The organism is Bradyrhizobium sp. USDA 4516, assembly GCF_054055915.1.
On record NZ_JBSRXT010000001.1, the window covers coordinates 6,940,881 to 6,955,068 of the forward strand.

Below are 14,188 nucleotides of genomic sequence, written 5' to 3' on the forward strand. Positions count from 1 at the left end.
TGCGCCCAACCGAAAGAGATCAATGACCCCCGCTGCCCGGCTTTCCGCCGCGATCGAGCTGATCGCCACCATCGACGCACAGCGCATTCCCGCGGCGAAAGCGCTGAAGGAATGGGGCACCGCGCACCGTTATGCCGGCTCCGGCGATCGCGCCGCGATCTCCGGCCTGATCTGGGACGTGCTGCGCCGGCAATCCTCTGCGGCCTGGTTGATGGATGACGCCAGCGCCCGGTCGCGTGTGCTCGGCATGCTGAAGCTCGAACGCGGCATGGACATCGCCACGATCCAGGCGCTGTGCGACGGCGGCCGGTTCGCGCCGGATCCGCTGACCGCGGGCGAGGAGGCGGCGCTGGCCTCGCGCTCGCTCAAGGATGCGCCGGCGCATGTCGCGGGCGACTATCCGGACTGGCTCGACCCGCATCTGGCAAAGGTGTTCGGCGACGACCGCGCGGCGGAAGCGACCGCGATGGCGAGCCGCGCGCCGCTCGATCTGCGCGTCAACACGCTGCGCGGCAAGCGCGAGAAGGTGCTGCCGCGGCTGTCGCATCTCGGTGCGAAGGAAACGCCCTGGTCGCCGCTCGGCCTGCGCATCGAGCTCGGCGCCGACGCGCGCAATCCGGGCATCCATGCCGAGGAGGATTTCATCAAGGGCGCCATCGAGATCCAGGACGAGGGCTCGCAGCTCGCCGCGCTGTTCTCGGCGGCCAAGCCGGGTGAGCAGGTGATCGACCTCTGCGCCGGCGCCGGCGGCAAGACGCTGGCGGTGGCGGCGATGATGCAGGGCAAAGGCCGGCTGATCGCGACCGACAGCGACAAGCGGCAGCTTGCGCCGATCCATGAACGGCTGTCGCGCGCCGGCGTGCACAATTGCGATGTGCGCACGCCGCGCGGCGAGGAGGAGGTGCTGTCCGACATCAAGGCTTCCGCCGACCTCGTGCTGATCGACGCGCCGTGCACCGGCACCGGCACCTGGCGCCGCAATCCCGACGCCAAATGGCGCATGCGCCCCGGCGCGCTCGAGGTGCGGCTGAAGGATCAGGCCGAGGTGCTGCAGCGCGCCGCGCCGCTGGTGAAGGGCGGCGGCCGCATCGCCTACATCACCTGCTCGGTGCTCTCGGAGGAGAACGGCGAGCAGGTCAGGGCCTTCATCGCGCGGCATCCTGAGTTTTCCGTGCAGCCGCCGGAGCAGACCGCAGCGGTGCTGTGGGACAAGGCCGAGCAATTTGCGGAGGCTGCATTGCTGTCGCCGGAGGGCTTGCTGATGACGCCGCGCCGCACCGGCACGGATGGGTTCTTCGTCTCGGTGTTGAAGAAGGCGTAACGCTTCCCCCGCCGTCATTGCGAGGAGCTCGCGACAAAATTGCAGAGCAATTTTGCGCTGAAGCGACGAAGCAATCCATTTCTCCGCTTGCGGCACGATGGATTGCTTCGCTTCGCTCGCAATGACGGGCGTGTCCACTACGCTTCGGAGCACGCACCAATCGGCACCGGCGTCCGGCTCACCACGATGACCCAGTACAGCAGCGCGCAGGCGCTGATCGCGGCACCCAGCACGCAGACGCCGGACCAGCCGGCGGCGGCATAGGCCATTGTCGAACTGATCGCGCCAAAACCCGTTCCGATCGAGTAGAACACCATGTAGCCGCCGACCAGCCGGCTCGCCGCGTCGGGGCGCGCGGCGACGATCAGGCTCTGGTTGGTGACATGGATCGCCTGCACCGCGAAGTCGATCATCAGGACGCCGGCCACGACCAGCCATAGCGATGTGTTGAGGCAGGCGATCGGCACCCAGCCCGCGAGCATCAGCAGCAGCGACAGGCCGGTGGTGCGCTGCCCCCAGCCGCGATCGGCGAGTTGGCCGGAATTGCGCGCCGCCAGCGCGCCGGCGAGGCCGGCGATCCCGAGCATCCCGATCGTGGTATGCGACAACGAGAGCGGGGGTGCCGCGAGCGGCAGCACGACCGAGCTCCAGAACACGCTGAAGCTCGCGAAGATCAGCAGCGCGAACACCGCGCGCTCGCGCAAGACTTGTTCCTCGACGAACAGCGCGAGCGTCGAGCGCAGCAGCTTGGCGTAGGATGATCCGGCCATCGGCTGCGGTGCATGCCGCGGCAGTGCGCGTGCCAACAGCGCCGCCAGCACCAGCGTCAGCGTGGCCGAGGTGAGGTAGACAACGCGCCAGCCGCCGAGATCGGCCAGCGCGCCGGCGGCAAACCGTGCGAGCAGAATGCCCGAAACCACGCCGCTGGTGACGGTGCCGATGGTGCGGCCGCGGTCGGCCGGCGCCGCCAGCGTCGCGGCGTAGGCGACCAGCACCTGGATCACGACGGCGAGCAGCCCGACCAGCACCATGCCGACAAGCAGTACCGCGGCGTTCGGCGCGGCGCCGACGATGGTGAGCGCGATCGCCGACAGCACAGTCTGGCCGACGATCAGCCTGCGGCGGTCCCAGAGGTCGCCGAGCGGCACGATCAGCATCAAGCCGAAGGCATAGCCGATCTGGGTCAGCGTCACGACGCCGCCGATCACCGCCGGCGCGATGGAGAGATCCTGCGCCATGGTGTCCAGCAGCGGCTGCGCGAAATAGATGTTGGCGACGCTCAGCCCGCAGGCGACGGCGAACAGCAGCACGACGGCGGGAGACAGAGCGCGAGCCGTGGTGGCGCCGGGATTGTCGTTCGTCTTGTGATGGCCCTCGGCCGGCCGGGCCTCAGCCATGGTCTGGTTCGTCATCTTGCCTCCGCTGCAATTCGCAAACTGGTCTCATCATGAGACCAGTTGCGCCGGACGCTGTCTAGTCCTATTTTAAGACCAGTTCGGAATCGTGATCGAGGGAGGCGGAGCGCGATGAAGCGGACCGCATTTGCAAAAGCGGAATGCCCGGTGGCGCGCGCGCTGGACGCGATCGGCGACTGGTGGTCGCTGTTGATCGTGCGCGACGCGTTCGACGGCCTGCGCCGGTTCGGCGACTTCCAGAAGAATCTCGGCATCGCCAAAGGCATGCTGACGACGCGGCTGCGCACGCTGATCGAGCTCGGCGTGCTCGAGCAGGTCGCAGCCTCCGACGGCAGCGCCTATCAGGAATATGTGCTGACCAGGCGGGGCCACGACCTGTTCCCGATCGTGGTCGGCTTGCGGCAATGGGGCGAGGCGCATCTCTTTGCGCGCGGCGAGCCGCATTCGGTGCTGCTCGACCAGGCCGGGCAGGCGGTCGGGCAGCTCGTGCTGCCGTCGAAGAGCGGCAAGCCGCTGGGCTGGGCGGACACCAAGGTGAGGAAGGTGGCGCGGCGGCGGTGAGCGAAGGGCGAACTCTCTCCACGTCATTGCGAGGAGCGAAGCGACGAAGCAATCCATGTCTCGGCAAGCGGCGCGATGGATTGCTTCGCTACGCTTGCAATGACGGGGATGGAGCCGGGCCGTCGCCCTTCGAGACGCGCTACGCGCTCCTCCAGCGACAAAGGCGAAGCCTTTGCGCGGGGGTGACGGACGACGTGTGTTCAATCCACAATAAACAGCGTCGCACCTGTCTTGGTCGACGAGCGGTGCGCAGCGTCGCCGAAGTCGGAGACCTGGTAGCTCATGCCGGGCTTCAGCGTGAATCTGCGGCCGTCGCGCAGCTCGGTGTCGAGCTCGCCCGCGACGACGTAGAGCACATGGCCGCGATCGCACCAGTGATCGGCGAGGTAGCCGGGCGAATATTCCACCATCCGGACCCGCAGCTCGCCGATGTTGAGCGTGCGCCACAGCGCCTGTCCGGTCTCGCCGGGATGCACTGAAGGCTCGAGCATGTTCCAGTCGGTGACGGTGAAGGGCAGGGTCGGGATTTTCATGCGCGTGGTTCCTGACGTTCTGTTCAACCCAGGAGTCCTCTACTGTCATTGCGAGGAGCGAAGCGACGAAGCAATCCATCGTTCCGCATATGCGGACAAAATGGATTGCTTCGCGGAGCCTGTCATCCGGCGGCGCTTCGCGCCGACCGGGTGGCTCGCAATGACGGCTGAGAAGCAGCCTCACCCCACCAGATGGTTCGCCGAGCCTTGCCGGATCTTCCCCTCGGCATCCAGCCGCAGATACTCGCAGATCTTCTTGCCGCGTTCGTTCTGGTAGAACACGACGACGCTGTCCGGCGATACATAGAGGTCGATCAGCTCGAAATGCAGCTCGGGCAATTTCGCCAGCGCCGCGCTCCAATAGGCCCGCAAGCTCGCCTTGCCGTGCACGGTGCCTGACGCGCCGAAGCCGAGCGGCGGGATCCGGTCCGAGGTCATCTCGGCATCCTCGGCATACATCGCCAGCACACGCTCGAGGTCGCGCGCGTTCCAGGCGGCGATCCAGTCGCGGCCGAGCGCGGCAAGGCGGGGCGGGTCGTGAAAATCCGGCATTGGTTTCCTCCATGTGGCTTATGGCCAAATTAGGTCAATAATACTGACCTATACGGATTTGTCCATGCCCAAAGAAGAATGTGGGCGCCCCTTCGAGCGCGGTTGCGGGGGCGGGCGCCGTCGCGTATCTGCTTGCCATGACAGCCCAGCACACAGCCCAAGACACAGTTCAAGCACCGTCGACGCCCTCCGTGGCCTCGGCGCATGACAAGATTCTGATTGTCGATTTCGGCAGCCAGGTGACGCAACTGATCGCCCGCCGCGTCCGCGAGATGGGTGTCTATTCCGAGATCGTGCCGTTCCAGAAGGCGGAGGCCGCCTTCAAGGAGATGAAGCCGAAGGCGGTGATCCTCTCCGGCGGCCCGGAATCGGTGCACGAGACCGGCTCGCCGCGCGCGCCGCAGCTGATCTTCGAGTCGGGTGTTCCCGTGCTCGGCATCTGCTACGGCCAGATGACGCTCGCGGCCCAGCTCGGCGGCGAGGTCGAGGGCGGGCACCACCGCGAGTTCGGCCGCGCCGATGTCGAAGTGAAGACCGACAGCCGGCTGTTCGACGGCATCTGGGGCCACGGCGAGAAGCACCAGGTGTGGATGAGCCATGGCGACCGCATCACCAGGATGCCGCCCGGCTTCTCCGTCGCCGGCACCTCGCCGAATGCGCCGTTCGCGATCATCCAGGACGAGACGCGCAAGTATTACGGCCTGATGTTCCATCCCGAGGTGGTGCACACGCCCGACGGCGCCAAGCTGCTGCGCAACTTCGTGCGCAAGGTCGCGGGGCTGACCGGCGACTGGACCATGCGCGCGTTCCGCGAGGAGGCTATCGAGAAGATCCGGGCGCAGGTCGGCAAGGGCAAGGTGATCTGCGGCCTCTCCGGCGGCGTCGATTCCGCCGTCGCGGCGGTGTTGATCCACGAGGCGATCGGCGACCAGCTCACCTGCGTGTTCGTCGATCACGGCCTGCTGCGGCTCGACGAGGCCAAGACCGTCGTCGACCTGTTCCGCAACCACTACAACATCCCGCTGGTCCATGTGGACGCGTCGAAGGAGTTTCTCGGCGAGCTCGAAGGCGTCACCGATCCCGAGGTGAAGCGCAAGACCATCGGGCGTCTGTTCATCGACGTGTTCGAGGCCGAGGCCAAGAAGATCGGTGGCGCCGAATTCCTGGCCCAGGGCACGCTCTATCCCGACGTGATCGAGAGCGTCTCCTTCACCGGCGGCCCGTCGGTGACCATCAAGTCGCACCACAATGTCGGCGGCCTCCCGGCGCGCATGAACATGAAGCTGGTCGAGCCGCTGCGCGAATTGTTCAAGGACGAGGTGCGCGTGCTCGGCCGCGAGCTCGGCCTGCCCGAAGTCTTCGTCGGCCGCCACCCGTTCCCGGGCCCCGGCCTCGCCATCCGCTGCCCCGGCGATATCACCAGGGAAAAGCTCGACATCCTGCGCAACGCCGATGCGGTCTATATCGACCAGATCCGCAGACACGGCCTCTATGATGCGATCTGGCAGGCCTTCGCGGTGCTGCTGCCGGTCAAGACCGTCGGCGTGATGGGCGACGGCCGCACCTACGAATACGTCGTCGGCCTGCGCGCCGTTACCTCGACCGACGGCATGACCGCCGACTTCTACCAGTTCGACATGAAATTCCTCGCCGAGACCGCGACGCGCATCATCAACGAGGTGAAGGGTGTGAACCGCGTGGTGTACGACGTGACCAGCAAGCCGCCGGGGACGATTGAGTGGGAGTAGATTTGCGCGACTTGGTGCGAATAGGCCGAAATACTCTATAAAATACAATTAGCTGCCATGGTGTAGCGTGTAACGCTACGCGATTCGGAATCGCTGTGGTATAGTGATTCTATGAAGCATGTTCAGCATCCAGGCGAATACATTCGGCAACGCGTTATCCCCGCCGAGATGACCGTCACCAAAGCGGCCGTGCAGATCGGGGTGAGCCGTCCAGCGCTCTCAAACCTGCTGAATGGCAATGCCGATCTGTCACCCGAAATGGCGGCTCGTCTGGAAGCAGCTTTCGGTGTCTCCCCGCGCGATCTTCTCGATCGGCAGAGCGCGTGGGATGCAGCAAAGGCGACCGGCTCAAAGCTTGCCCCAACAATCAAGTCGTATGTTCCGCCGTTCTTGCAGATCAAGGCCGCACGCATCGAAGAGTGGGCAGCCTCGGGCATCGCTCCGCGCAGCCGGCTTTCTGTGTTCCTGCGCACGTTGATCAACTCGACAGGGGCATTTCTCACCAAGGTCGACTTCCCAGGTAACGATGACAGCGAGCAGTCTGGGTGGGACGGCGAGGTCATGGCTGAGCAGGCCACACCTTGGATTCCGGCTGGGCACTCAGGATGGGAATTCGGAGTCAATGAGAATGTCAAACGCAAGGCGGATCACGACTTTGGCAAGAGCGTTGACGCCATAGACGATGAAACCCAGCGCCGGGGCATGACTTTCGTGTTTGTTACCCCGAGCGACTGGTCGGGTAAGGCTGCTTGGGTACGCGAGCAGAACAAGAAGAAGCTTTGGAAGGAAGTGCGCGCCTATGACGCGCAGGATCTCGAGCAATGGCTTGAACAGTCGCTGCCGGGTCAAGCTTGGTTTGCGAACGAGACGGGTCAGCCGACCGAGGGTGTCATCTCGCTAGATGAAGCGTGGAAAAATTGGGTAGCGGATTGCGAGCCACCGCTCGATTCTGGCCTGTTCGCCGATGCGCTGCGATCGACTGTTTTGACGATTGAGCGGGGGCTGACGCAAGATCGTAAGCGCCCAACGACCATCACGGCGGACTCTGGGGATGAGGCGCTTGCGTTCTTGAGCGCGGCGTTCGCGCCGGACAACGAAAAGTTTGGGATATATCGCGACCGGATCATCGTGTTTCGGCAACCCGGCCCGCTAAGCAGGCTCGCGTCGCAGGTATCGAACTTCATTCCTGTCATTGCATCGCGTGAAGTGGAGCTTGAGTTCGCGCCCTTTAGGAACGCGATGCCGTCCTTCGTAATCTATCCGCGCAACGCCTCGTCGGACGCTCCCGACATCGAACTTGAGACCGTGAATCGGGAAACGTTCGAAACCGCGCTTCGGGCGATGGGCCTCACGCGTGACCGTATCGAGCAGCTTGGTCGGGAGTCCGGCCGGTCGCCTACAGTTCTGCGGCGCCGACTTTCCAAGACGCGAGCCATAAATCAACCCGATTGGGCGTACGATCCGGCGCTTGCCGCCAGTCTTATCCCGTTCATGCTGGTCGGCGTCTGGAAATCCGACAACGAGGCGGATCAGGCGATGCTCGAGCTATTGGCTGGGGACGTGCCTTATCCCGACCTTGAGCGGCGCGTCGCGACGTTGTTGCCTCTAGACGGTACGCCACTTTGGTCTGCTGGTGTACTGCGCGGAGTCATATCCAAGATCGACGTCTTGTTCGCGATTAGCAGCGTGATCACGCCCCAGGACCTTGAGCGTTTCTTCGACGTCGCGGCTGTGGTGCTCGGGGAAAACGATCCTGCGCTTGAGCTTCCGGAAGAAGATCGCTGGGCCGCTATCATCTACGGCAAGAAGCGAGAAATCTCCGGAGCGGTTCGCAACGGTCTAGCCGAGACGCTTGTGATGCTCGCGGTTTATGGGCCGAACCTGTTTAGGGGGCGGACGAATGTCGATACAGCATCGAAAGCGGCAAACCTTGTTCGCTCGCTGCTTGCGCCGATGACGGTAAAAATTCTGGAGTCTCAGGTCGACAATCTCTCGCTTTATGCCGAGGCGGCGCCAGAAGAATTTCTATCCCTCATTGAGGCCGACCTTCAATCGACCGATTCGGCGGCGATGGCTCTGATGCGGCCGGTGAGCGATACGATGTTCGGCGGCTCGCCGCGAACCGGCCTGCTCTGGGCCCTTGAAGGACTTGCGTGGTCTGAAGAGCTATTCTTGCGAACAGTTCTTGTGCTGGCTCGTCTGGCTGAGCGTTCGATCGACGACAACCTTACCAATAAGCCTTCAGGCAGCTTGTCCGCGATATTTCGATCATGGATGCCTCAGACCAGCGCCCATCTAAGCGCGCGGAAAGCTGCGCTGAAGAAGCTCGTCGAGAAGTTTCCGGCCGTAGCTTGGCCAATCTGCCTCGATCAGTTCTCTCCTTACTCGCGCATCGGTTATCACAGCCATAAGCCGCGGTGGCGCCCTGACGGTCACGGTGTCGGCGACCCCGTGGGAGCCCAAGAGAACAACGACTTTGCCTTGTTTGCGTTCGAGCTAACGATCGGTTGGCCTTCATTCACCCGGGAGATGATCGGAGACCTCCTGAACCATATGAGCGGCGTGGTCGAAGCCCTACAACTCAAGCTGTGGGATGTGATCGACAAATGGATCGACACAGCGTCTGACGCAGATAAGTCGATACTGCGCGAGCATATCCGTACCACCACGATGACTCGCCGGGCTATCAAGCAGAAAGGCGGGAGCGGGGCCCAGAAAGTCAAGGCGCGCGCGCGGAGCGCATATGATCGTCTCAAGTCGAGCGATCCAGTCCTGAAACATGCGTGGCTATTCAAGCAAACGTGGATTGATGAATCAGCCGATGAACTCGTCAATGAGGAATTTGACCATCGTGCACGAGAAGCACGTATTAGTGATCTTCGCGAGGCGGCCGTAAGGGACGTCTTCGCCGGCGGCGGGATAACGGCATTAATGAAATTGGCCGAGACAGGGGAGGCTGGCCACAGCTTGGGCTGGTCTTTCGCAGCGGTCACCGTGGACAACGCGACCTTAACAGAGGCGCTCGTCGAGATCGTCGAGGGCGGTGAAATTGTCGGCGTCCGCTGGGCAGTCGTTAGTGGAATTTTGAGCCGAAGCGCCGTCAACGCGCGGGGGATTCTGGCTCTGGCGACGAGTCGCGTCAGCGCCGGCAAAGTCACGCCGCTGTTGATCGCTGCGCCATTTGATAGCGCGACATGGTCCGTGGTCGATAAGCTCGGCTTGATGACGCAGGAGCAATATTGGCGTGAGGTGCAGCCGGGATGGAATCGTGACGCGGCCGATCTGGTTGAGGGCGTCAAACAGTTAATTAAGGCTCGCCGTCCGCGTGCCGCATTCAGGTTCGCGCACTTCGATCTCAAGGAATTGCCGCCACTAATACTTTTCGATTTGATGGTCGCCATTGCCGCCTCGACCGAGGCGTCGGGTACTTATCAGTTGGATAGGCATGACCTCCGCGAGGCTTTTCGCGTGCTGACCGCCAGCGGCGAGGTGGGGACAGATGCGATGGCGGGCCTTGAATTTCAGTTCATCGACATCTTTGACGATGAAGAGGCTCGACCTGAGAATCTTGAGCGGCAGATCGGTCAGAACCCGGAACTGTTCGTCCAAGCGGTCGCGTTTTCGTTCAAGCGCAGTGATGATGCGGTTGACCCGCCTGAATTACGCGCTGACGAGACTCAGCTGTCGAACCGTGCTCGTGCCTGTTATCAGTTACTTCAGTCGATCACACGGATACCTGGCACGGACGACAAGGGAGCTGTCGATCAGGCTGCGCTGATCGCCTGGGTTGAGCAGGTGCGGGCTCGTAACGCCTCGCTCGCTCGTATAGAGATCGGCGATCAGATGATTGGAAAGTTGTTGTCGCACGCGCCTGCTGAGGCCGACGGCGTGTGGCCATGCTTGCCGGTTCGCGACGCGCTGGAGCATGTTATGACCGAAGAGGTCGAGAGAGGGATTGCTGTGGCGCTTTTCAATTCGCGCGGAGTCCATTGGCGCGGCGTGGGCGGCGGCGAGGAGCGCGAACTTGCGGCCAAGTATGGCCGGTGGGCACAGGCTATGGAATATTCCCACCCGAGAGTCTCCGCGATGCTTCGCGGAATGGAACGTTCATATCTGAGCGATGCTGAACGGGAGGACATCGACGCCAAGATTAATCGACGGCTGGGCCGCTAAACAAGCGTGGCCCAGATGTTGCTTCGCTCGCGCACGCGTCCCCACGATTTGCCTCCACGCAAGTCAAATTCCTTCGCACTGCCTGCGACAAATCACCCCGACGGGCAACTCAGCAAAATCTGTCAATCCCGCGATAAGAAAATATTCCGCTTGGCGTTTGACCCAACTCAGATGTTCAATATGCGCATCCCACCCGACATGAGGGGCGGATCGCGGTCGTCACGAACGTGGTGTGGGATGCGGTGGACGCCGAGTGCGCGACTGACGAGTGCGCATGAAGTGGACGGCGAAGTCGTGTGGTCCTGACGCCCTAGTGGTAGGTGTCTTCCGCGAGATGCGAAGCATCTTCGCGAAACGGTGACAAAAAAGCCCAGTCTCGCCGGGGAGAGCACGAAGTAAGCCGCACAACCATCGCGCAGGGAAGGCCGGATGTTTCCGGTTACACCTGTGGTCCTACCCCCGAGCTTCCTACCCATTGCTCGGGGCCCATGGGTGCGATCGGCACCCGGTCTTCCCTGCGCCCTCTGATCGAAGAGGGTGAAACCAGCAGCAAAGCTCGGACGACTATCGTCGCGAGAACGTGGTGTCATATCTGACGCTGTTTGAAACCGTTGAACCGAACTGCGCGCTGCCCATCCGGCGCGGCTAGGGCGTCTCCCCGCCCCTCGAACGGCGCCCGTGCGCCGATCACTGCTCCTTCTTGAACAAATCCTGGAAGATGAGTGGGCCCCAAACGCGGCCGCGTGCGTGCACCAGCGAGCGTAGCCCGGATGAGCCAACGGGTCGCGCGAACGCGCGCCCGATGACGGCCTCCGCGATATCCGGGGCACTCCTGTCAGCGTGTCGCGTGGTGTCCCGCATATCGCTTCGCTCATGCGGGCTACGCGCTACCATGGCTTGGAACGATCGAGTGGGAGTAGGGCGTCGCCGCCTCATCTCGATCCGACGTTCGGGCCATCTATGCCGGCAGAAGACCCGCGGCGCGATAGCTGTCGATCATCGAGTCGTAGAGCGAAATATCGGAGCGGCTTCTGGCGACGAGCTGCGCGCCGGCGACGGCGGCGAAGATGGCGCGGGCCCGCTGTTCGCTCTTTCTCGAACTGACCAGGCCCGCGGCCACCAACAGCTTGCTCAGCCACGCCACGTTGACGTCGGCAAAGGTCTGGACCTGCTTCTTCACTGCGTCCGGCAGGTCGTCGACTTCCGCCGACATGAAGCTGCAGAGGCACATGCGGTTGTTGCTCTCGAGCGCTTTGCGAAACACATCGGGATATCGACGCAGGCAGCGGACAGGATCGGCCGTTTCTGCCAGCATCGACTCGAGTTGGGTGGCAGTGTCCTCCCAGTAGCGCTGCGCGACGGCGACGCCGAGATCGGCCTTGCTCGGAAAATGGTGATAGATGCTGGCGGCCTTGATCCCGACTTCGTCCGCGAGATCGCGGAAATTCAAGCCGCCATAGCCGCGTGCCTGCGCGGTCCGCTTTGCTGCCGCCAGGATGGCTTCCCGAGAGCTCGAACTCACTTCATTGCCTCACCGCTTCGTTATCTACCAAGTGACAGATAGGCGTTGACCGGCCGGATTTGAAGGCTAATTTTAACCTACCAAGTGACAGGTAGACACAGGAGTCATGATGAAGATTTACGATTGGCCAACTGGCCCATATCCGGCCCGCGTTCGCATCGCCCTGGCCGAGAAGAACCTGCGGTCGCAAGTGGAGTTCGTATTGGTCGATCTCTACAAGGGCGAGCACAAGCAGCCCGAATTCCTGGCCAAGAACTACTCCGGCACGCTGCCGGTGCTCGAACTCGACGACGGGACCTTCATTGGCGAGTGCACGGCCATTACCGAATACCTTGACGCACTCGATGGCGCGCCGACGCTGACCGGCAGGACGCCGCGCGACAAGGGTGTGATCCACATGATGAGCAAGCGCGCCGAACTGGAACTGCTCGACGCCGTCAGCGTCTATTTCCACCACGCCACGCCGGGTCTCGGGCCTCATGTCGAGATCTATCAGAACCCCGAATGGGGATTCCGTCAGCGCGACAAGGCCCTCAGGGGGATGCACTACTTTGACGGCATTCTGAAAGGACAGCCGTTCGTCGCCGGCGAGGCGTTCACGATGGCCGATATCACCCTTATCGGCGGCTTGATCTTCGCGGGACTGGTGAACGTGCCGGTGCCGGTCGAGTGCGAGGCTCTCTTGGCATGGTATGCAGCGATGCAGGAGCGTCCCAGCGTGAAGAACCGGATAGCGATGTCCGAGCCGATCAAGGCACTTGATTGAGATCGTCGTTTGCGAACACCGCCCTCGCGAGTCCTACGCGAGGGCGGATCGCCAAGATAGCAAGCGTAGCCCGGATGAGCGCAGCGACATCCGGGGTTTTCCGATCGGCGCTCCGCGTCTTGTCCCGCATGTCGCTCCGCTCATGCGGGCTACGGGTCGCAAATCCGTTACTGCTCCTTCTTGAACAAATCCTGGAAGATGAGCGGGCCCCAAGTGCGGCCGCGTGCGTGCACCAGCGCGCCACCCTCGTTGAGCCTTCCCAGCTTGACGGGCGCGAACCCGAGTTGCTTCGCCAAGGCCGCCACGGGAGCGATCGCGGCGTCCTCGTCGTCGCTCGACAGCAAGACGACCCGGTGGCCACCCTCGACGATCGGATCGGCCGCCAGCTTGGCCGCAACCAGGTGATTGAACCCTTTCACGAAGCTGGCGCCGGTGAACGCCTTCGCGACGAAGGCGGAGGACGGGAGGCCGTCCAGCTCTTCAGGGACTGGAAACGCGTTCATCGCGTCGACGACCGTCTTGCCTTTCCAGCTCGGCAGGGCCTTCGCAACCTCGCGATGCTCCCCGAACGGGACCGCCAGGATGATTGTGTCGGCCTCGAGTGCTTCCCGCAACGACTTGGCGACGACCGTGGGTCCAATCGCCCGCGCCTGCGGCGCCAACGCCTCGGGCGGCCGGCGGCTCGCGACGGTCACGTTGATGTTCTTACGGGCGAAGGCGTGGGCGAGGGCCTGGCCTACCTTACCGAATCCTACAATCGCGTAGCTCATGGTGCTTCTCCGATCCGTGTTGGTGTTGATTCGATTTCAGATGGCCGAAAAACCGCCGTCGACAGACAACTCCACCCCATTCACGAAGCTCGAATCGTCTGAGGCAAGAAACAGCGCGGCCGCCGCAATTTCCTCGGGACGACCCATCTTTCCCCGCGGGATCAGGGATTCGAACATCCGCTTCGCTTCCTCGGTGAGAACCTGGTCCTGCATCGGTGTGGCGATCGGCCCAGGGCTCAGCACGTTCACACGGATATTCCTGCCCTTCAGTTCGTTGAGCCAGGTGCGTGCGAATGAGCGCAACGCCGCCTTGCTCGCCGCATATACGCCGTAACCGGGAAAGCCTTTCACGGACGCGACCGACCCGGTCATGAAGATCGAGCCGCCATCGTTGAACAGCGGCAATGCCTTCTGAACCGCAAACAGCGTGCCGCGCGTATTCAGGTCGAAGGTCGCATCGAAATGCTGCTCGGTAATCTCGCCCAGTGGGACGGCGTTGCCGATGCCGGCGCTCGCGTACAGGACGTCGATCCTGCCCTTTTCCCGCTTGACCGTGTCGAACAGACGGTCGAGGTCGTCGAGATTGGCCGCGTCGCCGCGCACGCCGGTTACGTTGCGGCCGATCAGCCTGACGGCCTCGTCGAGCGCTTCCTGCCTTCGGCCCGTGATGAAAACATAGGCGCCTTCTTCAACGAACCGCCTGGCGCTCGCCAGCGCCATGCCGCTCGATCCACCCGTGATGACTGCAACCTTACCCTCAAGCTTTCCCATGACTTCTCCTTTCGTCGTGTCGGACAGCGTCTCTGGTCCCATTTGCGGGATGGCCC

Annotated in this window: 11 protein-coding genes; 5 read left to right on the forward strand and 6 right to left on the reverse strand. The window is 63.0% G+C overall.

Going from position 1 to position 14,188, the window contains the following annotated elements; all coding sequences use genetic code 11:
• Positions 1-22: 22 nt before the first annotated feature.
• Positions 23-1,321 (forward strand): RsmB/NOP family class I SAM-dependent RNA methyltransferase, encoded by a 1,299-nt coding sequence (locus ACVI1L_RS31620; RefSeq protein ID WP_057019782.1) that lies wholly within the window; start codon positions 23-25, stop codon positions 1,319-1,321.
• Positions 1,322-1,458: 137 nt separating this feature from the next.
• Here ACVI1L_RS31620 and ACVI1L_RS31625 read toward each other — a convergent pair whose 3' ends face one another.
• Complete coding sequence (locus ACVI1L_RS31625; protein ID WP_063790159.1) at positions 1,459-2,733, reverse strand: MFS transporter; 1,275 nt, start codon at positions 2,731-2,733, stop codon at positions 1,459-1,461.
• A 114-nt stretch (positions 2,734-2,847) separates the two neighbouring features.
• Here ACVI1L_RS31625 and ACVI1L_RS31630 point away from each other — a divergent pair, with 114 nt between their 5' ends.
• Positions 2,848-3,297: a winged helix-turn-helix transcriptional regulator gene (locus ACVI1L_RS31630; RefSeq protein ID WP_057019783.1), complete on the forward strand. Its 450-nt coding sequence runs from the start codon at positions 2,848-2,850 to the stop codon at positions 3,295-3,297.
• Positions 3,298-3,497: 200 nt separating this feature from the next.
• Here the strand turns inward: ACVI1L_RS31630 and ACVI1L_RS31635 are convergent, their stop codons facing one another.
• Positions 3,498-3,830, reverse strand: coding sequence for a DHCW motif cupin fold protein (locus tag ACVI1L_RS31635; protein WP_057019784.1), 333 nt, complete (start codon positions 3,828-3,830; stop codon positions 3,498-3,500).
• Positions 3,831-4,010: 180 nt separating this feature from the next.
• Positions 4,011-4,382 carry a nuclear transport factor 2 family protein gene (locus ACVI1L_RS31640; protein ID WP_057019785.1) on the reverse strand — a complete coding sequence of 124 codons (372 nt, stop codon included), beginning with the start codon at positions 4,380-4,382 and terminating at the stop codon, positions 4,011-4,013.
• 137 nt (positions 4,383-4,519) lie between these two features.
• Between ACVI1L_RS31640 and guaA the strand changes: the two genes are divergently transcribed.
• Together guaA and ACVI1L_RS31650 are read left to right on the forward strand one after the other, a co-directional pair.
• Positions 4,520-6,130 carry a glutamine-hydrolyzing GMP synthase gene (gene guaA / locus ACVI1L_RS31645; protein WP_456784671.1) on the forward strand — a complete coding sequence of 537 codons (1,611 nt, stop codon included), beginning with the start codon at positions 4,520-4,522 and terminating at the stop codon, positions 6,128-6,130.
• A gap of 111 nt (positions 6,131-6,241) precedes the next feature.
• Complete coding sequence (locus tag ACVI1L_RS31650) at positions 6,242-10,303, forward strand: HigA family addiction module antitoxin (RefSeq protein WP_456784672.1); 4,062 nt, start codon at positions 6,242-6,244, stop codon at positions 10,301-10,303.
• Positions 10,304-11,261: 958 nt separating this feature from the next.
• Here the strand turns inward: ACVI1L_RS31650 and ACVI1L_RS31655 are convergent.
• Positions 11,262-11,825: a TetR/AcrR family transcriptional regulator gene (locus tag ACVI1L_RS31655; protein WP_456784673.1), complete on the reverse strand. Its 564-nt coding sequence runs from the start codon at positions 11,823-11,825 to the stop codon at positions 11,262-11,264.
• Between the two features lie 109 nt (positions 11,826-11,934).
• Here ACVI1L_RS31655 and ACVI1L_RS31660 point away from each other — a divergent pair, with 109 nt between their 5' ends.
• Entirely contained in the window at positions 11,935-12,591 is a 657-nt protein-coding gene (locus ACVI1L_RS31660) for a glutathione S-transferase (RefSeq protein WP_456784674.1), read from the forward strand.
• A 167-nt stretch (positions 12,592-12,758) separates the two neighbouring features.
• Here ACVI1L_RS31660 and ACVI1L_RS31665 read toward each other — a convergent pair whose 3' ends face one another.
• A complete protein-coding gene (locus tag ACVI1L_RS31665) occupies positions 12,759-13,361 on the reverse strand; it encodes an NADPH-dependent F420 reductase (RefSeq protein WP_456784675.1) in 603 nt (200 codons plus the stop codon).
• A gap of 36 nt (positions 13,362-13,397) precedes the next feature.
• Positions 13,398-14,132: an SDR family NAD(P)-dependent oxidoreductase gene (locus tag ACVI1L_RS31670; RefSeq protein ID WP_456784676.1), complete on the reverse strand. Its 735-nt coding sequence runs from the start codon at positions 14,130-14,132 to the stop codon at positions 13,398-13,400.
• Positions 14,133-14,188: the final 56 nt, after the last annotated feature.

Excerpts from the sequence above, each read along its gene's own strand:
- ACVI1L_RS31620 (WP_057019782.1), top strand. The coding sequence starts at position 23 with ATGACCCCCGCTGCCCGGCTTTCCGCCGCGATCGAGCTGATCGCCACC.
- ACVI1L_RS31625 (WP_063790159.1), bottom strand. The coding sequence starts at position 2,733 with ATGACGAACCAGACCATGGCTGAGGCCCGGCCGGCCGAGGGCCATCAC.
- ACVI1L_RS31630 (WP_057019783.1), top strand. The coding sequence starts at position 2,848 with ATGAAGCGGACCGCATTTGCAAAAGCGGAATGCCCGGTGGCGCGCGCG.
- ACVI1L_RS31635 (WP_057019784.1), bottom strand. The coding sequence starts at position 3,830 with ATGAAAATCCCGACCCTGCCCTTCACCGTCACCGACTGGAACATGCTC.
- ACVI1L_RS31640 (WP_057019785.1), bottom strand. The coding sequence starts at position 4,382 with ATGCCGGATTTTCACGACCCGCCCCGCCTTGCCGCGCTCGGCCGCGAC.
- guaA (WP_456784671.1), top strand. The coding sequence starts at position 4,520 with ATGACAGCCCAGCACACAGCCCAAGACACAGTTCAAGCACCGTCGACG.
- ACVI1L_RS31650 (WP_456784672.1), top strand. The coding sequence starts at position 6,242 with ATGAAGCATGTTCAGCATCCAGGCGAATACATTCGGCAACGCGTTATC.
- ACVI1L_RS31660 (WP_456784674.1), top strand. The coding sequence starts at position 11,935 with ATGAAGATTTACGATTGGCCAACTGGCCCATATCCGGCCCGCGTTCGC.
- ACVI1L_RS31665 (WP_456784675.1), bottom strand. The coding sequence starts at position 13,361 with ATGAGCTACGCGATTGTAGGATTCGGTAAGGTAGGCCAGGCCCTCGCC.
- ACVI1L_RS31670 (WP_456784676.1), bottom strand. The coding sequence starts at position 14,132 with ATGGGAAAGCTTGAGGGTAAGGTTGCAGTCATCACGGGTGGATCGAGC.